The sequence below is a fragment of the Aminobacter aminovorans genome, from assembly GCF_900445235.1.
Classification (GTDB): Bacteria; Pseudomonadota; Alphaproteobacteria; order Rhizobiales; family Rhizobiaceae; genus Aminobacter; species Aminobacter aminovorans.
The window spans coordinates 691,079-712,043 of the sequence record NZ_UFSM01000001.1 but is presented as its reverse complement, the minus strand read 5'-3'; the positions used below and the strand labels follow the sequence as shown (position 1 = coordinate 712,043).

Below are 20,965 nucleotides of genomic sequence, written 5' to 3'. Positions count from 1 at the left end.
GCATCATGCAAATGAAAAAGCCCGGCTTTGCCCGGGCTTTTTTGTATCTCGAATGGACCGCTGGATAGGCCCTCAGGTCGGCGGCGTGCCGTTGGCCGCCAGCACCTCGCCCACCAGATAGAGCGAGCCGCCGATCAGGATGCGCGGCGCCGGCTCATTCTCGTCCCAGGTATCGCGCAAAAGCATCAGTGCATTGGCAACCGAGCTCACCGGCTCGGCCGACAGCCCGGCCTCGGTGGCGCGCACAGCCAGTTCTTCGTTTGGAACGCCGGCATCGCTCATCGTCACCGGCACGGTGTAGACATGGCGCGCCATGCCGTGGAACGGCTTGAAATAGCCGGTCTGGTCCTTGGTGTTGATCATGCCGGAGATCAGGAACAGCGGCCGCGAAAACTTCTCTTCCTGCTCGGTCAGCGCCTCGGCGACAACGGTCCCGGCGCCGGGATTGTGGCCGCCGTCAACCCAGACCTCGGCCCCCTTGGGCGCCAGCTCGCTGAGCGCGCCTTGCGGCAGGCGCTGCATGCGCCCGGGCCACGTCACCGACGCCATGGCCTTGTCGGCGGTGCGTTCGTTGACCGGGAAGCCTGCAGCCTTCACCGCCGCGATCGCAGCTGCCGCGTTGGCGAACTGGTGACGGCCGGGCAGGCGTGGCGGTGACAGGTCGAGCAGGCCGGTCTGGTCCTGATAGATCATGCGGCCGTTTTCCTCGAAGGCGACGAAATCCTGGCCATAGACTTCCAGCGGGCATTTGAGCCGCTCGGCGGTGTCGATCAGCACCTGCTGCGCTGCCTCGGTCTCCTGGGCGCCGACAACGACAGGGCAGCCACGCTTAATGATGCCGGCCTTCTCGGCGGCGATCAGTTCGACCTTGTCGCCGAGATAGGCCTCGTGATCCATCGAAACCGGCATTATCACCGACACCGCCGAGCGTTTGATGACATTGGTAGCGTCGAAACGTCCGCCCAAGCCCACTTCGATGATGCAGGCATCGGCCGGATGCTCGGCAAACAGCACAAAGGTAACAGCGGTGAGGATTTCGAAGACGGTGATCTTCTCGCCCCGATTGGCCTCGCCAACACGGCGCACGGCATCGGCCAGTACGTCGTCGGCGACAAGCTTGCCGCCGCCCGGTGCCGCCAGCCGGTAGCGCTCGTGCCAGTTCACCAGATGCGGCGAGGTGTGGACATGGACCAACAGTCCCTGGGCTTCGAGCAGCGCGCGCGAAAACGCCGCGCACGACCCCTTGCCGTTGGTGCCGGCGATGTGGATCACCGGTGGCATATGGTCCTGCGGATTGCCCAGCCTTTCGAGCAGCCGGGTGATGCGGTCGAGCGAAAGGTCGAAGCCCTTCGGATGGAGCGCCAACAGGCGCTCGATTTCGAGATCGGCTTCGAGCGTGGTCATGGCATTCCCCCGGGCGCTACGCTGCTGCGGTCAGATCAGGCCTGCGGGCGACGTTCCTGCACAGGCACGACGGGCGGCAGAATCTCGGCTTCGACAGCCTTGGCCGCCACCGGCGCCTTTGTCAGGATCTTGAGCAGGTTGGCGACCGTCGACTTCATTTCGAGCCGCGACACCACCATGTCGACCATGCCGTGGTCCATCAGGTACTCCGAACGCTGGAAACCTTCAGGCAGCTTTTCGCGGATCGTCTGCTCGATGACGCGCGGGCCGGCGAAGCCGATCAGTGCGCCCGGCTCGGCAATGTGGACGTCGCCCAGCATCGCATAGGAGGCGGTGACGCCGCCGGTCGTCGGATTGGTCAGCACCACGATATAGGGCAGGCCGGCTTCCTTGAGCCGATCCACCGCCACCGTCGTGCGTGGCAACTGCATCAACGACAAGATGCCCTCCTGCATGCGCGCGCCGCCCGAGGCGGCGAACAGGATCAGCGGGCGCTTCTTCTCAAGCGCAACCTCGAAGGCGCGGATGATGGCATCGCCTGCGGCCATGCCGAGCGAGCCGCCCATGAAAGCGAAGTCCTGCACGGTGACGACGACGGGCAGGCCTTCGATCTTGCCGGTGCCCGACAGGATCGCGTCGTCCATGCCGGTCTTGGTCTTGGCATCCTTCAGGCGGTCGACGTAGCGCTTCTCGTCACGGAACTTCAGCGGATCGGTGACGACCTTCGGGTTCTCGATGGTCTCATAGCGACCGTCGTCGAAGAAGAAGCGCAGCCGCTCCTTCGCCGAAATCTTCATGTGATGGCCCGAGGACGGGATGACGTACTGGTTTTCCTCGAGGTCCTTGTGGAACACCATCTCGCCGCTCTCGGGATCCTTGATCCAGAGATTGTCGGGCATTTCCCGGCGGCCAAGCATCGAGTTGATCTTGGGGCGGACGTAATTGGTAATCCAGTTCATGGCAGCGGTCCTCTTCGAGCCCAGGACATGGGGTATTTATTGGGCGGGAGCAAGGCGTGCGGCGCGAACGCCTTGGGACAAGCCGGTGACCAGCGTTGCCACGGCTTCGGCCGGGTCGGCGGTCTTTTCGCCCTTCGGCCCGATGACGTTGGCAACCGCATTGACGATCGCCGTGCCGACGACCACGCCGTCGGCAGATGCGCCGATGGTACGCGCCTGCTCGGCGGTCTTGACGCCGAAGCCGACACAGACGGGCAGGTCGGTATGGGCCTTGATGCGGTTCACCGCCTCCGCCACCTTCGACGTGTCGGCCAGCGCTGAGCCGGTGATGCCGGTCATCGAGACATAATAGACGAAACCGGAGGTGTTCTCGAGCACCTTGGGCAGGCGCTTGTCGTCGGTCGTCGGCGTCGCCAGGCGGATGAAGTTGATGCCGGCCTTGAGTGCGGGGATGCAGAGCTCGGCGTCCATCTCCGGCGGCAGGTCGACGACGATCAGGCCATCGATGCCGGAGGCGACGGCCTCTTCCAGGAAGCGGTCGACGCCATAGATGTAGATCGGGTTGTAGTAGCCCATCATGACGATCGGCGTGTCGTTGTCGTCCTTGCGGAATTCGCGCGCCATCTCAAGCGTCCTGGCCAGCGTCTGGCCGGCCTTCAGCGCGCGCAGGCCGGCCGCCTGGATCGCCGGGCCGTCGGCCATCGGGTCGGAAAACGGCATGCCGAGCTCGATGATGTCGCTGCCGGCCTTGGGCAACGCCTTCATGATCGACAGCGAGGTCTCGTAGTCGGGGTCGCCGCCCATGAAGTAGGTCACCAGTGCCGGGCGTCCCTCGGCCTTCAGCTTCGCCATGCGGCGATCGATGCGGGTGGTTGTCATGATCAGATCTCCATGCCCAGCATCTTGGCCACCGTATGCACGTCCTTGTCGCCGCGGCCCGACAGGTTGACGATCATCACCTTGTCCTTGCCCATCGTTGGCGCGACCTTGACCGCATGTGCAATGGCATGGGCGGATTCGAGTGCCGGGATGATGCCTTCGACCTTGGTGGTCAGCTGGAACGCATCGAGCGCCTCGTCGTCGAGGATCGGCACATAGTCGACCCGGCCGCTGTCGCGCAGCCACGAATGCTCGGGGCCGACGCCGGGATAGTCGAGACCGGCCGAGATCGAGTGACCGTCGAGGATCTGGCCATCGTCGTTCTGCAAGAGGTAGGTGCGGTTGCCATGCAGCACGCCGGGCCTGCCGGCGCTCATCGAGGCGCAATGCTCGATGCCGTCGAGGCCGCGTCCGCCGGCTTCGATGCCGACGATCTTGACGCTGCGGTCGTCGAGGAACGGATGGAACAGGCCGATGGCGTTCGAGCCGCCGCCGACGGCAGCGACGATCATGTCGGGCAAACGCCCTTCCTGTTCGAGGATCTGGGCGCGCGCCTCGGTGCCGATCACCGACTGGAAGTCACGCACCAACTCCGGATAGGGGTGCGGGCCAGCGGCGGTGCCGATCAGGTAATAGGTGTCATGCACGTTGGTGACCCAGTCGCGCAGCGCCTCGTTCATCGCATCCTTCAACGTGCCGTGACCGGCACTGACCGGGCGCACTTCGGCACCCAAAAGCTTCATGCGGAAGACGTTGGGCTTCTGCCGCTCGACGTCGGTGGCGCCCATGTAGACGAAGCAGGGGAAGCCGAAGCGGGCGGCAACGGTTGCCGACGCCACGCCATGCTGGCCGGCACCGGTCTCGGCGATGATGCGGGTCTTGCCCATGCGCTTGGCAAGCAGGATCTGGCCGAGGCAGTTGTTGATCTTGTGCGAGCCGGTGTGGTTGAGGTCCTCGCGCTTGAAATAGATCTTGGCGCCGCCGCCGAGGCCCTTCGCTGCGGAAACGTCACGAAGATGGCGGGTCAGGCCTTCGGCGTAATAGAGCTTGGACGGCCGGCCGGCATAATGGGTCGACAGGTCACTCAGCTCGGCCTTGAAGGCCGGATCGTTCTTGGCCTCGTCCCAGTGGCGCTGCAGCTCGAGGATCAGCGGCATCAGCGTCTCGGCGACGAACCGGCCACCGAAAATGCCGAACATCCCCTGCTCGTCGGGACCGGTACGGAAGGAATTGGGCTCTGCCGGCTGGTTCAAGGCCGATCTCCTTGCGGCTGGAGGCTTACTCAGGCGGCGCTGTCTTCGCGCGCGGCCCGGACGGCCCTGAAGAAATTGTCGATCAGCGCCGCATCCTTGACGCCGGGTGCGCTTTCCACGCCCGAGGAAATGTCGATGCCGGGCGGGTTTGCGAGCCTGAGGGCGTCGCCGATATTGGCGGCGTTCAAGCCACCGGAAAGCATGTAATCGACGGAGGCGTCAAGGCCCGCAAGCAACCGCCAGTCGAAGGAAACACCGTTGCCGCCGGGCAATTCGGACCCTGCGGGTGGTTTGGCGTCGAAAAGCAGGCGATCGGCGACACCGCCATAAGGCACGATCACGTCGAAGTCCTGAGCTTCGCGGATGGAAATGGCCTTCATCACCGGCAGGCCATAGCGGGCCTTCACCTCGGCGACGCGCTCGGGCGTCTCCTTGCCGTGCAGTTGCAGCATGTCGGGCTTCACCTCAGCCACGATCGTGTCGAGAAAGGCGTCGTCGGCGTCGACCGTGACAGCTACGGCCTCGGCGCGGCCTTTGGCGGCCTGACGCAACTGTCCGGCGAGTGCGGGCGACACATTGCGCGGGCTCTTGGCAAAGAAGATGAAACCGACATGGCTCGCGCCATTGCTTAGCGCGGCTTCGAACGTTTCAGCGGTGCTGAGGCCGCAGATCTTGATGTCGAGTGCCATGGGCCGGAATTGGCACGAAAAGGCGGCGAAGTCGAGAACAGCTTGCGAAATGCAAGCGTCAGCCAGCGACGGGCCGCGCCGGGAAATGCCGAAATGGCCTTGCGGCGCTTGTATTCGGAGATCGACCGGAAGCGGGAGTAGTCGATCGGTTCGCGCGACGAAAGACTGGATGCTGGCGGCTGGCGGTCGGGCTGCATGTCGGGTCCTCGGTGAAGGCATGCCGAGGAAATATCATTTCCCTGAAGTCGCATAATCAGCTAGTTTGCCAGTAAATTCATGAACTGGAATCACGAATATAGCGTCGTCGGATGACATGAAGGCCTTCGTGCGCGTCGTCGATCTGGGCTCCTTCGCCAGGGCGGCAGATGATTTGCGCGTCACCCCGTCGGCCCTGTCCAAGCTCGTATCGCGGCTCGAGGACCGGCTGGGCGTCCGGCTTCTGACACGCACGACGCGCCGGCTGGCGCTGACCTCGGAAGGAACGTTGTTCCTCGAGCGGGCACGGCAGGTGCTCGAATTGATCGACGTTGCCGAGGCCGAGGTTTCGTCGGCACGGGCAAAGCCCAAGGGCCTGCTGCGCGTCAATTCCAGCACCGGCTTTGCAAGGCAGACCTTGCTGCAGGCGGTGCCGGAGTTCCTCAGGTGCTATCCCGAGGTGTCGGTAGACCTGACCCTGACAGACCGGCTGATTGACCCCGTCGCCGAGCAGGTTGACATCGTCATCCGCGGCAGCCCGACATTGGGCTCCGACATGGTGGTGCGGCAACTGGCCGAGGGGCGGCGCATGATCTGTGCCGCGCCATCCTATCTGACCCGCGCCGGCACGCCGCGCTCGGCTGCAGACCTTGCGGGGCACAACTGCATCCCACTTTCGGGCCAGTCGGCACCGACGACATGGCCGCTGGCGAGCGAAAACGGTGTCCTGCGCTTCCAGCCTTTGGGCAACTTCAGTTGCGACAATGTCGGCATGTTGTTCGACCTTGCGATCGAGGGCCACGGCATCGTCCGCCTCGCCGATTTCGTTGTCGCTCACGCAGTGCGCGAGGGGCGGCTTGTCGAGATCCTTGCCGACATCAATCGCTCGGATACGATCTCGCTCTGGTGCCTAATGCCCAAGGGGCGCTTCCGCTCGCCCCGTGTGCAGGTGTTTCTGGATTTCATGGATGAATGGCTCAAAGGGAGCGACTGAATAGCTAATCGAAGTTTTGTCTTTTGGTGAATGTGCATTCTAGCAATAGAGTAGAAGTCCACCAGTATTGATAGATGCTTCGCACGCCCGGATCAATCGAATACAGGTGAATGTTTCGATCGCATATTGCTGCCAGACGCTGTCACCCACCCCTTGCGAGTCCGTTGCATCCCATAGCTGCTTGTCTTCTGGATCTAGATCATCTGGGACTTCCAGAAGTTGCGCCAATTTTTTGCATTCGTTGAGAAGTGCGTAGCTGGAACCAATATGCGTCCCTAGCACTTCCGCACCCGGCTCCAGGATTACGATGCCCGCGAATTCTATTGGCAGATACGCGCCGTCAGCGTCACCGTGGAAGATCAGATGTGAGAAAGGAACGTATGGGCGGCCAGCCATATCCATGGCCACAAGACATCGATCGTTGAACTGATTGGACAGCGCCTCGTACTCGTTGGTGAAAAGGTCGTCGGAGCGTGCCGGGCCGGGAGGCACGAGCGTTCGCGTTTTATCGTAGTGCAGGGCAATTCGGCGAAGATAGTGCAGCCCAGCGTATCCCCACATCTGCCAGCTAAGATACTCGGATTCAAAACGGCGTGGTTCACGATGAGGCTTGAACCCGGCAGGTTCTAGCTGCGCATTGATCCTGTCGATATCGCGCAAAATTGCGCTGATGATCTCAGGGTCTTCAGCCGCGTATGTGCTCAGCACACCCACATCTATGTCGAGGCCCATATCCCCTCACTCAAACTGTATCGCCTGCAGTGCCCCGCCATTGCGCTTGAGCCAGGCCTTGCAGCGCTCGGTGTCGGGGCAGAGTTCTTCGCACAGTTTCCAGAATTTCGGGCCGTGGTTCATCTCTCTGAGATGCGCGACCTCGTGGGCGACGAGGTAATTGATGACGGGCGTCGGCGCCATCATGATGCGCCAGGAGAACGACAGCACCCCATCCGACGTGCAGGAGCCCCAGCGGCTGGTCGTGTCGCGGAAGCGGATCGCCTTGGCGCGGCGCCCGGCAGCCTCGCAGTGCCTGGCCACCATCGCTTCTATGTCGCGCTTGGCCTCGCGCTTTAGGAAGTCGGCGATGCGGCGCGGCAGATGCGTTCGGTCGCCGTGGACGACGAGCGTCGGCCCGCTTTCGTCCTGCGATTGGCGCACGGTGCCGCGCGTCCCGCCTTCATGGACGATGAGATGGGGTACCCCGCGGAGCGGGATCCTGATGCCGGGGCGCACCTGCGGCCGGTCGGGAACCTTGGCGAGGCGCTGTTCCAGCCAGCCTTGATGACGGTCGAGAAAGCGATCGACTTCGCCCTGGCGCAGGCCGGGCGGGACAGTGATGCGCAGGCCACGGCCGCCGGCGTCGATGCGCAGCGTCAGCCGCCGCGCCCGGTCGTTTTCGACGATCCTGAGCGGCAGCGTGCGGCCGGCCACGACATGATCCCGTTCAAGGACTGGTGTCGGCGCCGGCTTGGTCAGCTTGCGGAAGAAGCCAAAGGACATGGTGCGAGACTAGATGATTCGAGTGACATCGGCGCAATAGAAACGGCGCCGCGTTCACGGCGCCGTTGGCATTCAGCGGTTTAGCCTGGCCCTAGTCGTCAAGCAGGCCCGACTTGCCGCCCTTCTTGGGCGTGACGGTGGGGGCTGTCGGCTTGTGGCGGTTGGCCATGAAGCGGTCGAAGTCGTCCTGGTCCTTTGCCCGGCGAAGTTCGCGGGCATAGGTGTCGAATTCGTCGCGCATCTCGTCGAGCTTGCGACGCTCTTCGTTCAGGCGCTCGAGTTCCTTCTCGCGCCAGTCGTCGAAGGCGACGTTGCCGGTATGGGCGCTGGCCCGGTACGAAGCCTTGCGGCAGCCGGCGAAGATGCCGTCGGTCGCACGGTTGACGTCGCGCTTGAAACCGTCAAGCCGGTCGCCCCAGATGATGTAGGCAAGCATGGCGAGGCCGAGCGGCCAGAACACCATGAAGCCGATCACCATCAACGCGATGGTTGCCGGCGTCCAAGCCGGACGGATCAGTGCAGTCGTGTTCATAGTAGATTGCCGTTCCTTTGTTCGAGGCAGCCAGGGAAAAAGCTGCTCCAAACGACATGGGAAAGCAAAAATGGCGATTCAAGACGGCGCCGGCCAAAACCGGACAAGGCTTTGCGAAACCTAGTTTTTTTTGAAGTTCTCGAGGACCAGCACGACAAGTCCCGCGACCAGCCCCCAGAAAGCTGAGCCGACGCCGAGCAAAGTCAGGCCCGAGGCGGTGACCACGAAGGCGATCGTCGCGGCCATGCGATGGTGGTCGTCCTTGAGCGCGATGGCGAGTGCGTTGGCCAGCGACGAGACCAGCCCCAGTCCGGCCACAAGCACGATCAGGCTCGGTGGCAACACGGCGAACACCGCCACCAGCGAGGCGCCAAAGGCGGCGAAGACCAGATAGGCGAGCGCATAGAACGGCCCGGTCTTCCAGCGCTCCTTCATGTCGGGGTGCACGTCGGGGCCGGTACAGATCGCAGCCGAGATCGCTGCAAGATTGGTGGTCGAGGCACCGAACGGCGCCGACAGCACCGAAAATAGCCCGGTCACCCCGATCAGTGGGCCAGGCTCGGGGTTGTAGCCGGCAGCGCGCAGCACGGCGAGGCCCGACAGGTTCTGCGAGGCCATGGTGACGAGATAGAGTGGCAAAGCGAGACCGATCGTTGCGGTCAGCGTGAACTCCGGCGCGATCAGCGTCAGCGTCGAAAGCTCCGGCACGGGCAGGGCGCCGACACGGCCGGTGAGGAACGCAGCCAGCCCGCCGCCAACCAGCACCACCAGCACCGACAATGCCGGATTGTAGAGCCGGACCAGGAAGAATGCGCCGATCAGCGGCAGGATCAGCCACGGGTCGGAGGGCACGGCCTTGGCCGCATTGATGGCGAAGGTTACGACGATGCCGGCCAGCATGCCCGATGCCACCGAGGCCGGGATGCGCGAGATCAGCTGCGTCAGAGGCTTGATCAGACCGGTCAGCACCAAAAGCACGCCGGCGACCAGGAAGGCGCCGACGGCCTCGTTGATGGTGAAGCCGCTGCTGGCGGCGATCAGGGCCGCGCCCGGCGTCGACCAGGCCGAGATGACCGGCATCTTAGTCCGCCACGACAGCCATGCCGTCTCGAACGCCATGGCAAGGCAGATTGCGGTGACCCAACTCGCGGTCTGGATCTGCGTCGCGCCCACTGCGTCGGACGCAGCGACGATGATGGCGAGCGTGCTGCCGAAGCCGACGATGGCGGCAACGAAGGCCGAGATCGGGATCGAGATGCGCATCGGCTCAGCCAGCCCGTGCGATTATTTCGCCGACCGCCTGCGTCAGCAGGTTGAGATCCTCCGGCCGCGACAGGCGGTGATCGCCGTTCGGCACCAGCGACAGCGTCGCGTCGTCGGCTGGCAAAAGGCTCATCAGCTTCAGCGCATGGCTGTGCGGCACGTCGGGGTCGGCCAGCCCCTGGATAATGTGGACGGGGCAATGGGTGTGGATCGGCCCGGTCATGACAAGGTTGTTGCGGCCGTCCTCGATCAGGGCGCGGGTGTAGATATAAGGCTCCGGCGAATACTCCGACGGTTCCTCGAAATAGCCCTTCTCGGCCAGGTCCCCGCGCTGGGCCTCGGTCAGTTCCGGCTCGATCAGCGCGGCGGTGAAGTCGGGCGCAGGCGCCAGCAGCACCAGTCCGGCGACGCGGTCGCCCTCGCCCGCCTTGTTGAGCTCGGCATTCATCCTGAGTGCAATCCACGCGCCCATCGACGAGCCGACAAGCACCTGCGGCCCGGTGGTGAACCTGCGGAACACGGCGAGGCTCTCGCCCAGCCATCTGGAGATCGTGCCGTCGGCGAATGCGCCGCCGCTTTCGCCGTGGCCGGAATAGTCGTGGCGCAGGAAGGCGCGGCCTTCGCCAGCAGCCCATGTGGCCAATGTCTCGCCCTTGGTGCCCAGCATGTCGGACTTGTAGCCACCGAGCCACACGACACCGGGCGTCGTCCCATCCTGATGCCGGAAGGCAATGCGGGTGTTGTCCACCTCGATGAAGTCCGGCGCGCTTGCAGTCATGTCAAATCCCCTCGGCAGCGACTTGTGGCACAGCCGGCCTGATGCGGAAAGTGCCCCAAGAATCGTTCTTTTGGAGCAGTTCGCATGCGCAGAAGCAGGTGATTTGTTGCGAGTGCTGTGTTATTGACTTCGCCCGCGCGCTACCCACATTGGCGCGTCAGACATTCAACAACGTCAATGGCTCGAGGAGACCACGACCATTCGCAGACCTTTTAAAGCAGCCGCGCCTACCAAGGACGGCCCGCGTTCCAACCGTGACATCCGGGTTCCCCGGGTCCAGCTGATCGACGTCGACGGTTCGAACCGTGGCGATGTTTCCATCAACGACGCACTCCTGGCCGCCGAAGAGGCAGGCCTCGATCTCGTAGAGATTTCCCCCAACGCCACGCCGCCCGTCGTCAAGATCCTTGACCTCGGTAAGCTGAAATACGCCAACCAGAAGAAGGCGGCCGAGGCGCGCAAAAACCAGAAGGTCATCGAGATCAAGGAGATCAAGATGCGCCCGAACATCGACAGCCACGACTACGAGACCAAGATGAAGGCGGTGCGCCGTTTCTTCGAGGAAGGCGACAAGGTCAAGCTGACGCTGCGTTTCCGTGGCCGCGAAATGGCGCATATGGAACTGGGCATGCAGCTCCTTAACAAAGTGCGCGAGGAAACCGCCACCATCGCCAAGGTCGAGGCCGAGCCCAAGCTCGAAGGCCGTCAGATGATGATGGTACTCGCGCCGCGCTGATGTCATCCTGCACGCCCGGACGGGCGCGCAATGCACCGATGCCCCGGCGCCCGCCGGGGCTATTCTTCCTGACAGAGGTGCCGAAAGGCTGACCTGCCTGCGCAGGGGCGGCTGGAGTGTTTGGCCGCATGAGCAACAACGACACATCAGGCCTGGGCCGGTACCAGAGCATGCGCCGCCTCGTGCTGGCGGTGCTGGTCGTTGCGATGTTCGCAGCCTTGCTGTTCGGCCAGTCGACCTTTCCGCCCGACACCACCGTCCACGAAGTCGTCGAGATGGTCGGCATCCTGCTGATCTTCCTCGGCATCGTTGGCCGTCTGTGGTGCACGCTCTACATCGGCGGGCGCAAATCCGGCGAGATCGTCACTGGCGGCCCCTACTCGATGACCCGCAACCCGCTCTATGTCTTCTCGACTCTGGCGGCGGCCGGCGTCGGTGCGCAGATGGGCTCGATCGTCGCCACGATCGGATTTGCCGTGTTGTGCGCGGCAGCGTTCCACGTCGTCATCCTGCGCGAGGAGCGGCATCTCGAAGCGCTTTTCGGCGGCGCCTACAGGGCCTATGTCGCGCGGGTGCCGCGCTTCTTCCCCAGGCTCTCGCTTTATCAGGAGGGCGACACCGGCAGTTTCCGACCGAAGCTTTTGCTCAATACCTTGCTTGACGGCCTGGTTTTCCTGGTCGCGCTGCCGGTTTTCGAGTTGATCGACCACGCCCAAGTCACGGGCGCGCTGCCGGTGCTGTTCCGCCTCCCCTGAAGCCGCGGAAACAATGCGGTTGCGGCCGTTTCAGGGTGTTGCGCTGCGTCAAACTTCCGCGTATATAGCCGCGTCCCAGAACCGCCCGGCAGGGCATGCCGTGGCGGTTTCATTTGCTTTTCGGGCTTTGGTCGGCCTGAAAACAACAACATGAAGGGATTTCGAAGCACTTTCGGGTGCCGCGCGATCCTGAAGAACGGAGTAGCAAAATGCCCAAGATGAAGACCAAATCGGCTGCCAAGAAGCGGTTTAAGGTTACCGCGACTGGCAAGGTCCTGGCGGCTGCCGCAGGCAAGCGCCATGGCATGATCAAGCGTTCCAACAAGTTCATTCGCGATGCTCGCGGCACGATGGTTCTGGCTGAACCGGATGCCAAGAAGGTCATCAAGAATTTTCTGCCGAACGGCCTCTGAGCCCGGCCTGGACAACGTTTAAGGAGATCATGACATGGCACGCGTCAAAAGGGGCGTAACCGCCCACGCCAAGCACAAGAAGGTTCTCGAGCAGGCCAAGGGTTTCTACGGCCGCCGCAAGAACACCATCCGCATTGCCAAGCAGGCAGTGGAAAAGTCGAAGCAGTACGCTTACCGCGACCGCAAGAACCGCAAGCGCAACTTCCGCGCCCTGTGGGTCCAGCGCATCAACGCCGCGGTCCGCGAGCACGGCCTGACATATGGCCGCTTCATCGACGGCCTGAACAAGGCCAACATCGAGATCGATCGCAAGATCCTCTCCGACATGGCTATCCATGAGCCGCAGGCATTCGCCGCACTCGTGGCCAAGGCCAAGGTTGCTCTTGAGTACCTCAAGAACACCACTCCGAATGCTTTTGAAAGCGCTGTAGCTTAATCAGCGCCTTCCCAAGCATCACAGACTTGATTTGGGGAACCCGCGCTGGCACGGCTGGCGCGGGTTTTTCTTTTGCAGCAACGAAGGGCCGTAGGGCCGCAACGGAACTGGACCATGAGCGATCTTGAAACTCTCGAACAATCGCTGCTGAGCGACATCGCTTCCGCCTCCGACGAGCAGGCGATCGAGGCGGTGCGCGTCGCCGCCCTCGGCAAGAAGGGCTCGGTCTCGGAGATGCTGAAGACCCTTGGCGCGATGAGCGCCGAAGAGCGCCAGACCAAGGGTCCGGCGATCAACGGTCTGAAGAACCGCGTCACCGATGCGCTCTCCGCTCGCAAGACCGAGCTGCGCGACGTCGCCATCACCGCCCGCCTCGTCGCCGAAAAGGTCGACGTCACCTTGCCGGTGCGCCAGTCGCCGGCCGAGCGGGGCCGCATCCATCCGATCAGCCAGGTCATCGACGAGATCGCGGCGATCTTCGGCGACCTCGGCTTCGCCATTGCCGAAGGTCCCGATATCGAGACCGACCACTACAACTTCACCGCGTTGAATTTCCCCGTCGGCCATCCGGCGCGCGAGATGCATGACACCTTTTTCTTCCCGCCCGACCAGAATGGCGAGCGCAAGCTTCTGCGCACCCACACCTCGCCGGTGCAGATCCGCACCATGGAGACGCAGAAGCCGCCGATCCGCATCGTCATTCCCGGGAAAACCTACCGCCAGGATTCGGACGCCACCCACTCGCCGATGTTCCATCAGGTCGAGGGCCTGGTCATCGACAAGACCGCCAACATCGCCAATATGAAGTGGGTGCTGGAGGAGTTCTGCAAGGCATTTTTCGAGGTCCCCAGCGTCAAGATGCGCTTCCGCCCGTCCTTCTTCCCGTTCACCGAACCGAGCCTCGAAGTCGACATCCAGTGCGACCGCTCGCGTCCCGGTGAAGTGCGCTTCGGTGAAGGCAACGACTGGATGGAGATCCTCGGCTGCGGCATGGTTCACCCCAACGTGCTGCGTCATGGCGGCCTCGATCCGGACGAGTACCAGGGCTTCGCCTGGGGCATGGGCATCGACCGCATCGCCATGCTGAAATACGGCATGCCCGACCTGCGCGCTTTCTTTGACGCGGATGTCCGCTGGCTGCAGCACTATGGCTTCCGCCCGCTCGACATGCCGACCTTGTTCGGTGGCCTGAGCGCATGATCGACGCGGCCGACCGATATGCCGGTGCGGTGACCTTCGCCTTCGGCGACAGCCCGGAGCTCGCCGACGAGCTGTTGGCGCTGGTGCTGTCGGGGCGCAAGACCGCGACCTGCGGCGCCTTGCGCGACTATGGCGGCGACGAGCCGCTGCCCGAGGTCGGCCGCAGGGATGTCGTGCTCGACGGCCAGGGCCGTCGCGCCGCGGTCATCGAAACCGTCGAGGCGATCCAGCGCCGCTTCGACGAGGTCGATGCCGCATTTGCCGCCGCGGAAGGCGAGGGCGACCTGTCCTATGAATATTGGCGTCAGGCCCACGAGGCCTATTTCGCCCGCAATGGCGGCTTTTCGCCTGACATGATTCTGGTTTGTGAGCGGTTCCGGCTGGTGGAAGTGCTCGACCGCAACGACAAGAAACGAGTGAACCCATGAAATTCACCCTCTCCTGGCTCAAGGACCATCTCGACACCGACGCCTCGCTCGACCAGATCGTCGAGCGCCTGACGTCGATCGGCCTCGAAGTCGAGTCCGTCGACGACAAGGCGGCCCTCAAGCCTTTCGTTATTGCCAAGGTGCTGACGGCAAGCAGGCATCCCGACGCTGACAAGCTTCAGGTTCTCACCGTCGACACCGGTGACGGCAAGCCAGTCCAGGTCGTCTGCGGCGCCCCCAATGCACGGGCCGGCCTGATCGGCGCCTTCGCCGCTCCGGGTGCCTATGTGCCCGGCATCGACGTGACGCTGTCGGTCGGCAAGATCCGCGGCGTCGAAAGCCACGGCATGATGTGCTCCGAGCGCGAGCTGCAGCTGTCGGATGAGCATAATGGCATCATCGACCTGCCGGCCGACGCACCCGTCGGCACGTCCTTCGCCAGCTACGCGCATCTCGACGACCCGGTCATCGAGATCAACCTGACGCCGAACCGTCCCGACGCCACCAGCGTCCACGGCATCGCCCGCGATCTCGCGGCTTCCGGCCTCGGCACGCTCAAGCGCGGCGAAGTCGAGCCGGTCGCCGGTGATGGCGAATGCCCGGTCAAGGTGTCGATCGAGGCGCCGGAGCTCTGCCCGGGTTTCGCTTTGCGCCTGGTGCGCGGCGTCAAGAACGGTCCCTCGCCCAAATGGATGCAGCAGCGCCTGCTGGCCATCGGCCTGCGCCCGATCAACGCGCTGGTCGACATCACCAACTACGTCACCTTCGACCATGGCCGCCCGCTGCACGTCTTCGACGCCAGGAAGGTCGCCGGCAATCTCGTCGTCCGCCGTGGCCGCGAAGGCGACAAAGTGCTGGCGCTCGACGGCCGCGAATACGCGCTGACATCAGAGATGTGCGTCATCGCGGATGACAATGGCGTCGAATCCATCGCCGGCGTCATGGGCGGCGAGCATTCGGGCTGCGATGAGAACACGACGGACGTGCTGATCGAGTCGGCGCTGTGGGCCCCGCTCAACGTCGCCCGTACCGGCCGCACGCTCGGCATCATCACCGATGCGCGCTACCGCTTCGAGCGTGGCGTCGACCCCGAATTCATGGTTCCGGGCGTCGAGCTGGCGACCAGGCTGGTGCTGGAACTCTGCGGCGGTCAACCGACCAGAACCGATGTGACAGGTTATGCCGGTCACACAGCCAAGGTCGTCTCCTTGCCATTGTCCGAGGTCAAGCGCCTGACCGGCATCGAGGTGCCGAAGGCCGAGAGCCTCGACATCCTCACCCGCCTCGGCTTTGGCGTGAAGGGCAATGGCGACGTCGTCGACGTCTCCGTGCCGTCCTGGCGTCCCGACGTCGACGGCAAGGCCGACCTTGTCGAGGAGGTCATGCGCATCCACGGCGTCGACAACATCGCGCCGCAGCCGCTCGGCGCGCATGACGCCGTCAACGGCAAGATCCTGACCACGCTGCAGATCCGCACCCGCTCGGCGCGGCGCGCGCTCGCCGTGCGCGGCATGATGGAGGCCGTCACCTGGTCGTTCATCCCGGCGAGGCACGCCGAGCTGTTCGGCGGCGGCCAGGATAGCCTCAAGCTGTCGAACCCGATCGCAGCGGATATGTCCGACATGCGTCCGTCGCTGCTGCCCGGCCTGATCGCCGCTGCCCAGCGCAATGCCGACCGCGGCCTCAGCGACGTCGCCCTGTTCGAGGTCTCCGGCACCTATGAGAACGACACGGCCGAAGGCCAGCGTCGCGTCGCTTCAGGTGTCCGCCGCGGCACCGCCAAGCTTGAGGGCTCGGGCCGCAACTGGTCGGGCAATGCGGGCAATGTCGGCGTATTCGACGCCAAGGCCGATGCAATTGCGGCACTCGAAGCCTGCGGCGCACCCGTCGACCGGCTGCAGATCGAGACCGGCGCGCCGGCATGGTATCACCCGGGCCGCTCGGGCGTGATCAAGCTCGGCCCCAAGGTCGTGCTCGGCACCTTCGGCGAATTCCATCCGAGGACGCTCGAAGGCCTCGACGTGTCGGGCCCGCTCTGCGGCTTCGAGGTCTATGTCGATGCCATCCCCGAACCCAAGGCCAAGCCGACCAAGACCAAGCCGAAGCTCGAACTGTCGGCCTTCCAGGCGGTCAAGCGTGACTTCGCCTTCGTCGTCGACAAGGCCGTCGAGGCTGGCACGCTGACGCGTGCCGCCCTCGCAGCCGACAAGAAGCTGATCACTGGCGTCTCGGTCTTCGATATCTTCGAGGGCGCTTCGCTCGGCGAAGGCAAGAAGTCGATCGCCATCGAGGTGTCGATCCAGCCGGTCGAAAAGACGCTGACCGACCAGGATTTCGAGGCGCTCGCGGCTCGCATCGTCGAGAACGTCAAGAAGCAGACCGGCGGCGCGCTGCGGAGCTAGAGCATTTTGCAGCCAAGTGAGGTTACTTGGCGGCGCACAAATGCGGCAAGCAAACAGGTGGAGCGGCAGCCCGGATTTTTCGGGCGTCCGCTACCATCTTCGGGGTGCGGCATGAAGCATCTTCGATACAAGGGCCTGCCGTTTGAAGATCAGCGGCAGGTCCTGCTCGACATCCTTCTTGCCGGCCCGATTGTCCGCCCGGCGCTTGCGGCTGCCGAGCAGCTCGGCCTGCCGCAGTGGATGCTGGTTTCCGGCGCGCTCTACAACAGCGTCTGGAACCATCTGACCGGCCGTCCCGCCGGCTATGGCATCAAGGATGTCGACCTGTTCTATTTCGATGGCGCGGACCTCTCCTGGGAGGCCGAGGACGTAATCATCCGCCGTGGCGCCGAGGCTTTTGCGCATCTGCCGCTGCCGGTCGAGATACGCAATCAGGCCCGCGTCCATCTCTGGTTCGAGAATCATTTCGGCTCGCCGCGCGCCCCGCTGGAATCCAGCGCCCAGTCGCTCGAACACTTTGCCTCGCGCACCCACGCCGTCGGCCTCGCACTTGCCGACGGCGCGCCGCAGGTCTGGGCGCCGTTCGGTCTCGACGACATTTTTGCCTTCCGGATCACGCCCAACCACCGCAACGACAACCGCGCAACCCATGAAGCCAAGGGCCGGCGCGCCAGGGCGATGTGGCCGGAGGTCACCGTCTTCGACTGGTAGGCCCCTGTTCCGGGACGAACTCCGCTCCAGATTCGTTGGTCCGACGGAGGTGCCGTCGATGCTGCGCAACACCGATACCCGCTACGGCTGGGCCGCGATCGTCCTGCACTGGCTGATTGCGGCTCTCTTCATCGGCCAGTTCGCGCTTGGGCTGGTCATGGTTCGCATCGCCAGCCAGCGCACAGCCTTCGAACTGATCCAGCTGCACAAATCCTTCGGCTTCCTGCTGCTCGGGCTGGTGCTGGTCCGTATCGGCTGGTGGTTGGGCAGCAAAAGCCCCGAGCTGCCCGACGAAGTCGATCCGCTGGAGCGCAAGGCAGCACCCATCGTCCATCTCCTGCTTTATGCCGCTCAGCTCGTCGTGCCGCTGTCCGGCTGGGTGCTGGTGTCGGTATCGGTGCTAGAAATCCCGTCGGTGCCGTTCAACCTTTTCGTCCTGCCGCATCTGCCGTTTCAGGTTTCCGAGCAGGCCGAGAATTTCTGGATCTTCGGCCACAGATGGCTTGCTTATGCCGGCGGCGCGCTGGTCTTGCTGCACATTCTGGCGGCTCTCCGGCATCATTTCTGGCTGCGCGATGTCGTATTGGTCCGGATGATCTCGCCCTTTTTCGCCAGCCGCGCACGAAAGCCGGAATAGCAGCTACCACCCGTTCGTTTGTCTCCGTGCATGGCCCGGATGGGCCTTGCCATCAGGGAGTATGATGAAATGTCCTTGCGTGTTCTGGCCTTGCCATCAGGGAGTATGATGAAATGTCCTTGCGTGTTCTGGGCGCAGCCACCCTCATTGCGGTCGGTCTTCTCGGCGACACTGCCTCGGCGGTGGCGCTGTCCGATGCGGCCGGGCGTTATTCGATTTCCAGCAACGGTTCGAGCATCCGATTTGCCATCGGCAAGATTGGCGGCGGCGGGCTTGCCGGCGCTTTCGGCCAGTTCAAGGGCACGATCCGCATCGACGGCGGTGACATCGCGCGCTCGAAAGTCGACATCACCATCTTTCCCGACAGCGTCGGCACCGGCCAGGGCCGCATCGATGCCTTCCTGAAGTCGGACGCGGTCTTCGACGTCGCCAATTCGCGCCAGATCACCTTCCGTTCGACCAGTGTCCAGCGCACCGGCGACAATTCAGCCATCATCACCGGCCAACTGACGGCTCGCGGCCACACCAACACTGAAAAGTTCACCGCCGAGCTGCAGGGCCTGAAAGGCGGGCAGATTCGCTTCAGGGTCAGCGGCCAGCTACTCCGCTCGCGTTACCAGATGGATGTCGGCACGCCGATCTATTCCAACATTGTTGCCTTCGACATGGAATTCAGCGGTCGGCGCGGCTGAACCAGATAGGCTCTGGCATTTGGCGGCCGCTTCCGCCAATCTCCTGAAGCGGCCGGATGGGCCAGCTTTTTCCTTTTGCGGAGGCCAGATGTTTCGGTGGGGCGTACTTTCGACAGCCAAGATCGGCCGCGACCAGCTGCTTCCGGCGATCGCCGATTCCGACAATGGCGTTTTGGCAGCAGTTGCCAGCCGCGACGTCGGCAAGGCCCGAGCGCTGGCCGACCGCTTTGGTGCCGCGCATGCCTTCGGCTCTTATGACGAGTTGCTCACCTCCGACACCGTCGACGGCGTTTACATCCCGCTGCCGACTTCGCAGCATCTAGAATGGGCTGCAAAAGCCGCCGAGGCCGGCAAGCACGTGCTGGTCGAAAAGCCATTGGCGCTGAAAGCCCAGGACATTGCGCCGCTGATCGCCATCCGCGACCGCAACAAGGTCGTCGTCTCCGAAGCTTTCATGGTCACCTATCACCCGCAATGGCTTAAGGTGCGCGACCTGATCGCAGCCGGTGCCATCGGCAAGCTCAAGCACGTCCAGGGCGCGTTTTCCTATTACAACGTCGACCCCAACAATATGCGCAATCAGCTCGATCTCGGTGGCGGCGCCCTGCCCGACATCGGCGTCTATCCGACGGTCACGACGCGGTTTTCGACCGGCAAGGAGCCAGTGCGGGTACAGGCGAGCATCGAGCGCGATCCGAAATTCGGCACCGACATCTATTCCAGTGTCCGCGCCGATTTCGGCGATTTCGAGCTGTCTTTCTATCTCTCGACCCAACTCGCCAACCGCCAGCTGATGGTCTTTCACGGCGACAAGGGCTTCATCGAGATCCATTCACCGTTCAATGCCGGGCTCTACGACCACCACCGAGTCGAGCTGCACAACGCCGGCCACAACGAGGCGACGGTGTTCCGCTTCCCCGGCGCTCAGCAGTATAGGCTGCAGGTCGAGACCTTCGTTCGCGCAGCTCAGGGCGGCAAGGATCATGTTTTCTCGCTTGAGCAGTCGGTGCTCAACCAGAAGGTCATAGACGCCATCTTCCGCGCCGGCGACCATGACGGCTGGGAGGCAGTCTAGGCTTCCAGGCCTTTGTGCCGGCATCGCCACAGGCTGCCGTTCGCGCCGTGCTGTGCTAGGGAGCGCCGCATGAAATTGGACAATGAAGGCGCGCGGCGATGATTCCCTGGCTAGTGCTCGACACGGCGAAGATCCCCGGTGGCGGACAACTGCGGCTCAAGCAGCGCGGCACCGAATTCTCGATCATGCTCGGCAGCAACGAGCTGATGAACAGCCGGCTGAGCGGCTCCGAGGAGGCGCTGGCGAAGCTCGCCTGCGACCGCATCAAGGGTCGTTCCAAACCGAAGATCCTGATTGGCGGCCTCGGCATGGGTTTTACCCTGCGCGCAACCCTTGCCCTGCTCGGCAAGGATGCCCGCATCGTCGTTGCCGAACTGGTGCCCGAAGTCATCGCCTGGGCGCGCGGGCCGATGGCCGAACTCTTCGCCGGCTGTCTCGACGATCCGCGTGTCGAGGTGGTGGAGGGCGATGTCGGTCGTCTGATCCGCGACGGCACCGGGGCCTATGACGCCATCCTGCTCGACGTCGACAATGGTCCCGAGGGACTGTCGCGCGAGGCCAATGACAGCCTCTACAACTATGCCGGCCTATATGCCGCGAAGGCCGCTCTGAAGCCGGGCGGCGTGCTGACGGTCTGGTCGCAAGGCCCCGACAAGTCGTTCTCCCGGCGCCTGCATGAAAGCGGCTTCGTCACCGACGAGGTCAAGGTCCGCGCCAGCACCAAAGGCAGCGGCGCCCGCCACGTCGTCTGGGTGGCCGCCAGCGGTGGACCGACTGCAGCGAAAGGGCGGAGGTAGGGCGCGCCATTTTCTTACGTCTTTGTGGGATCTAGCGCGCTTCATCCCGCGTGAGCGCAGATGCAAGAGACGCGGCGGGTTTGGCGGTGTCTTATGAAGCCAACCTCCAGCGCCACGATCCTTCGCACCCCCTCTGGGCTACCGGCCATCTCCCCCACAAGGATGCAGATCAGTCGCTCCGCCGGCGGTGCTCATCCTGCTACATTGCGGCTTTTGTGGCTTGGCTGCGGCGCCGAAAAC

Annotated in this window: 23 protein-coding genes; 13 read left to right on the top strand and 10 right to left on the bottom strand. The window is 63.7% G+C overall.

Annotated features, from left to right (window positions below; translation table 11 throughout):
- Positions 1-72: 72 nt before the first annotated feature.
- From DY201_RS03430 to DY201_RS03410, 5 genes are read right to left on the bottom strand one after another with little or no spacing between them, the layout of a single operon-like run.
- Positions 73-1,404, bottom strand: a complete 1,332-nt coding sequence (locus DY201_RS03430) for a bifunctional folylpolyglutamate synthase/dihydrofolate synthase (protein ID WP_115729990.1) — start codon at positions 1,402-1,404, stop codon at positions 73-75.
- A gap of 35 nt (positions 1,405-1,439) precedes the next feature.
- A complete protein-coding gene (gene accD, locus DY201_RS03425; RefSeq protein WP_115729989.1) occupies positions 1,440-2,363 on the bottom strand; it encodes an acetyl-CoA carboxylase, carboxyltransferase subunit beta in 924 nt (307 codons plus the stop codon).
- Between the two features lie 36 nt (positions 2,364-2,399).
- On the bottom strand, positions 2,400-3,242 hold the full coding sequence (gene trpA, locus DY201_RS03420) for a tryptophan synthase subunit alpha (protein WP_115729988.1): 843 nt from the start codon (positions 3,240-3,242) through the stop codon (positions 2,400-2,402).
- A gap of 2 nt (positions 3,243-3,244) precedes the next feature.
- The gene (trpB, locus tag DY201_RS03415) at positions 3,245-4,495 is read right to left on the bottom strand and encodes a tryptophan synthase subunit beta (RefSeq protein WP_115729987.1); all 1,251 of its coding nucleotides are present in this window, start codon (positions 4,493-4,495) and stop codon (positions 3,245-3,247) included.
- 29 nt (positions 4,496-4,524) lie between these two features.
- On the bottom strand, positions 4,525-5,184 hold the full coding sequence (locus DY201_RS03410) for a phosphoribosylanthranilate isomerase (RefSeq protein WP_115729986.1): 660 nt from the start codon (positions 5,182-5,184) through the stop codon (positions 4,525-4,527).
- A gap of 313 nt (positions 5,185-5,497) precedes the next feature.
- Here DY201_RS03410 and DY201_RS03405 point away from each other — a divergent pair, with 313 nt between their 5' ends.
- Complete coding sequence (locus DY201_RS03405; RefSeq protein WP_115729985.1) at positions 5,498-6,373, top strand: LysR family transcriptional regulator; 876 nt, start codon at positions 5,498-5,500, stop codon at positions 6,371-6,373.
- A 39-nt stretch (positions 6,374-6,412) separates the two neighbouring features.
- Here DY201_RS03405 and DY201_RS03400 read toward each other — a convergent pair whose 3' ends face one another.
- The 5 genes from DY201_RS03400 to DY201_RS03380 form a co-directional block, all read right to left on the bottom strand.
- Positions 6,413-7,105, bottom strand: coding sequence for a hypothetical protein (locus DY201_RS03400; RefSeq protein ID WP_115729984.1), 693 nt, complete (start codon positions 7,103-7,105; stop codon positions 6,413-6,415).
- Positions 7,106-7,111: 6 nt separating this feature from the next.
- Positions 7,112-7,870 carry a M48 family metallopeptidase gene (locus tag DY201_RS03395; RefSeq protein WP_115729983.1) on the bottom strand — a complete coding sequence of 253 codons (759 nt, stop codon included), beginning with the start codon at positions 7,868-7,870 and terminating at the stop codon, positions 7,112-7,114.
- A gap of 91 nt (positions 7,871-7,961) precedes the next feature.
- Positions 7,962-8,402, bottom strand: coding sequence for a DUF2852 domain-containing protein (locus DY201_RS03390; RefSeq protein WP_115729982.1), 441 nt, complete (start codon positions 8,400-8,402; stop codon positions 7,962-7,964).
- A gap of 120 nt (positions 8,403-8,522) precedes the next feature.
- Positions 8,523-9,665, bottom strand: coding sequence for a benzoate/H(+) symporter BenE family transporter (locus DY201_RS03385; protein WP_115729981.1), 1,143 nt, complete (start codon positions 9,663-9,665; stop codon positions 8,523-8,525).
- Between the two features lie 4 nt (positions 9,666-9,669).
- Positions 9,670-10,443, bottom strand: coding sequence for an alpha/beta hydrolase (locus DY201_RS03380; RefSeq protein ID WP_115729980.1), 774 nt, complete (start codon positions 10,441-10,443; stop codon positions 9,670-9,672).
- Between the two features lie 199 nt (positions 10,444-10,642).
- Between DY201_RS03380 and infC the strand changes: the two genes are divergently transcribed.
- The 12 genes from infC (at position 10,643) to DY201_RS03320 (ending at position 20,725) form a co-directional block, all read left to right on the top strand.
- A complete protein-coding gene (gene infC / locus DY201_RS03375; RefSeq protein ID WP_109578358.1) occupies positions 10,643-11,179 on the top strand; it encodes a translation initiation factor IF-3 in 537 nt (178 codons plus the stop codon).
- Between the two features lie 128 nt (positions 11,180-11,307).
- Positions 11,308-11,934, top strand: a complete 627-nt coding sequence (locus DY201_RS03370) for a methyltransferase family protein (protein WP_115733563.1) — start codon at positions 11,308-11,310, stop codon at positions 11,932-11,934.
- A gap of 209 nt (positions 11,935-12,143) precedes the next feature.
- Positions 12,144-12,347, top strand: a complete 204-nt coding sequence (gene rpmI, locus DY201_RS03365) for a 50S ribosomal protein L35 (protein ID WP_018430570.1) — start codon at positions 12,144-12,146, stop codon at positions 12,345-12,347.
- A gap of 34 nt (positions 12,348-12,381) precedes the next feature.
- A complete protein-coding gene (rplT, locus tag DY201_RS03360; protein ID WP_067955711.1) occupies positions 12,382-12,783 on the top strand; it encodes a 50S ribosomal protein L20 in 402 nt (133 codons plus the stop codon).
- Between the two features lie 114 nt (positions 12,784-12,897).
- Positions 12,898-13,983, top strand: coding sequence for a phenylalanine--tRNA ligase subunit alpha (pheS, locus tag DY201_RS03355; protein ID WP_115729979.1), 1,086 nt, complete (start codon positions 12,898-12,900; stop codon positions 13,981-13,983).
- A complete protein-coding gene (locus DY201_RS03350; protein ID WP_115729978.1) occupies positions 13,980-14,411 on the top strand; it encodes an ASCH domain-containing protein in 432 nt (143 codons plus the stop codon). The genes pheS and DY201_RS03350 overlap by 4 nt, the downstream gene beginning before the upstream one ends.
- The gene (gene pheT, locus DY201_RS03345) at positions 14,408-16,813 is read left to right on the top strand and encodes a phenylalanine--tRNA ligase subunit beta (RefSeq protein WP_115729977.1); all 2,406 of its coding nucleotides are present in this window, start codon (positions 14,408-14,410) and stop codon (positions 16,811-16,813) included. Before DY201_RS03350 ends, pheT begins: the two co-directional genes overlap by 4 nt.
- A 111-nt stretch (positions 16,814-16,924) precedes the next feature.
- Complete coding sequence (locus DY201_RS03340; protein ID WP_115729976.1) at positions 16,925-17,524, top strand: nucleotidyltransferase family protein; 600 nt, start codon at positions 16,925-16,927, stop codon at positions 17,522-17,524.
- Between the two features lie 58 nt (positions 17,525-17,582).
- Positions 17,583-18,161 (top strand): cytochrome b, encoded by a 579-nt coding sequence (locus tag DY201_RS03335; RefSeq protein ID WP_165916054.1) that lies wholly within the window; start codon positions 17,583-17,585, stop codon positions 18,159-18,161.
- A gap of 113 nt (positions 18,162-18,274) precedes the next feature.
- Positions 18,275-18,853 carry a YceI family protein gene (locus DY201_RS03330; protein WP_115729974.1) on the top strand — a complete coding sequence of 193 codons (579 nt, stop codon included), beginning with the start codon at positions 18,275-18,277 and terminating at the stop codon, positions 18,851-18,853.
- A gap of 88 nt (positions 18,854-18,941) precedes the next feature.
- A complete protein-coding gene (locus tag DY201_RS03325; protein WP_115729973.1) occupies positions 18,942-19,928 on the top strand; it encodes a Gfo/Idh/MocA family protein in 987 nt (328 codons plus the stop codon).
- A 98-nt stretch (positions 19,929-20,026) separates the two neighbouring features.
- A complete protein-coding gene (locus DY201_RS03320) occupies positions 20,027-20,725 on the top strand; it encodes a spermidine synthase (protein ID WP_115729972.1) in 699 nt (232 codons plus the stop codon).
- The last annotated feature ends 240 nt before the right edge of the window (positions 20,726-20,965 follow it).

Excerpts from the sequence above, each read along its gene's own strand:
- DY201_RS03320 (WP_115729972.1), top strand. The coding sequence starts at position 20,027 with ATGATTCCCTGGCTAGTGCTCGACACGGCGAAGATCCCCGGTGGCGGA.
- DY201_RS03405 (WP_115729985.1), top strand. The coding sequence starts at position 5,498 with ATGAAGGCCTTCGTGCGCGTCGTCGATCTGGGCTCCTTCGCCAGGGCG.
- DY201_RS03390 (WP_115729982.1), bottom strand. The coding sequence starts at position 8,402 with ATGAACACGACTGCACTGATCCGTCCGGCTTGGACGCCGGCAACCATC.
- DY201_RS03400 (WP_115729984.1), bottom strand. The coding sequence starts at position 7,105 with ATGGGCCTCGACATAGATGTGGGTGTGCTGAGCACATACGCGGCTGAA.
- DY201_RS03350 (WP_115729978.1), top strand. The coding sequence starts at position 13,980 with ATGATCGACGCGGCCGACCGATATGCCGGTGCGGTGACCTTCGCCTTC.
- DY201_RS03340 (WP_115729976.1), top strand. The coding sequence starts at position 16,925 with ATGAAGCATCTTCGATACAAGGGCCTGCCGTTTGAAGATCAGCGGCAG.
- DY201_RS03380 (WP_115729980.1), bottom strand. The coding sequence starts at position 10,443 with ATGACTGCAAGCGCGCCGGACTTCATCGAGGTGGACAACACCCGCATT.
- DY201_RS03430 (WP_115729990.1), bottom strand. The coding sequence starts at position 1,404 with ATGACCACGCTCGAAGCCGATCTCGAAATCGAGCGCCTGTTGGCGCTC.
- DY201_RS03395 (WP_115729983.1), bottom strand. The coding sequence starts at position 7,870 with ATGTCCTTTGGCTTCTTCCGCAAGCTGACCAAGCCGGCGCCGACACCA.
- DY201_RS03410 (WP_115729986.1), bottom strand. The coding sequence starts at position 5,184 with ATGGCACTCGACATCAAGATCTGCGGCCTCAGCACCGCTGAAACGTTC.
- DY201_RS03385 (WP_115729981.1), bottom strand. The coding sequence starts at position 9,665 with ATGCGCATCTCGATCCCGATCTCGGCCTTCGTTGCCGCCATCGTCGGC.
- pheS (WP_115729979.1), top strand. The coding sequence starts at position 12,898 with ATGAGCGATCTTGAAACTCTCGAACAATCGCTGCTGAGCGACATCGCT.
- accD (WP_115729989.1), bottom strand. The coding sequence starts at position 2,363 with ATGAACTGGATTACCAATTACGTCCGCCCCAAGATCAACTCGATGCTT.
- DY201_RS03330 (WP_115729974.1), top strand. The coding sequence starts at position 18,275 with ATGTCCTTGCGTGTTCTGGGCGCAGCCACCCTCATTGCGGTCGGTCTT.
- trpA (WP_115729988.1), bottom strand. The coding sequence starts at position 3,242 with ATGACAACCACCCGCATCGATCGCCGCATGGCGAAGCTGAAGGCCGAG.
- DY201_RS03335 (WP_165916054.1), top strand. The coding sequence starts at position 17,583 with ATGCTGCGCAACACCGATACCCGCTACGGCTGGGCCGCGATCGTCCTG.
- pheT (WP_115729977.1), top strand. The coding sequence starts at position 14,408 with ATGAAATTCACCCTCTCCTGGCTCAAGGACCATCTCGACACCGACGCC.
- rpmI (WP_018430570.1), top strand. The coding sequence starts at position 12,144 with ATGCCCAAGATGAAGACCAAATCGGCTGCCAAGAAGCGGTTTAAGGTT.
- DY201_RS03370 (WP_115733563.1), top strand. The coding sequence starts at position 11,308 with ATGAGCAACAACGACACATCAGGCCTGGGCCGGTACCAGAGCATGCGC.
- DY201_RS03325 (WP_115729973.1), top strand. The coding sequence starts at position 18,942 with ATGTTTCGGTGGGGCGTACTTTCGACAGCCAAGATCGGCCGCGACCAG.
- rplT (WP_067955711.1), top strand. The coding sequence starts at position 12,382 with ATGGCACGCGTCAAAAGGGGCGTAACCGCCCACGCCAAGCACAAGAAG.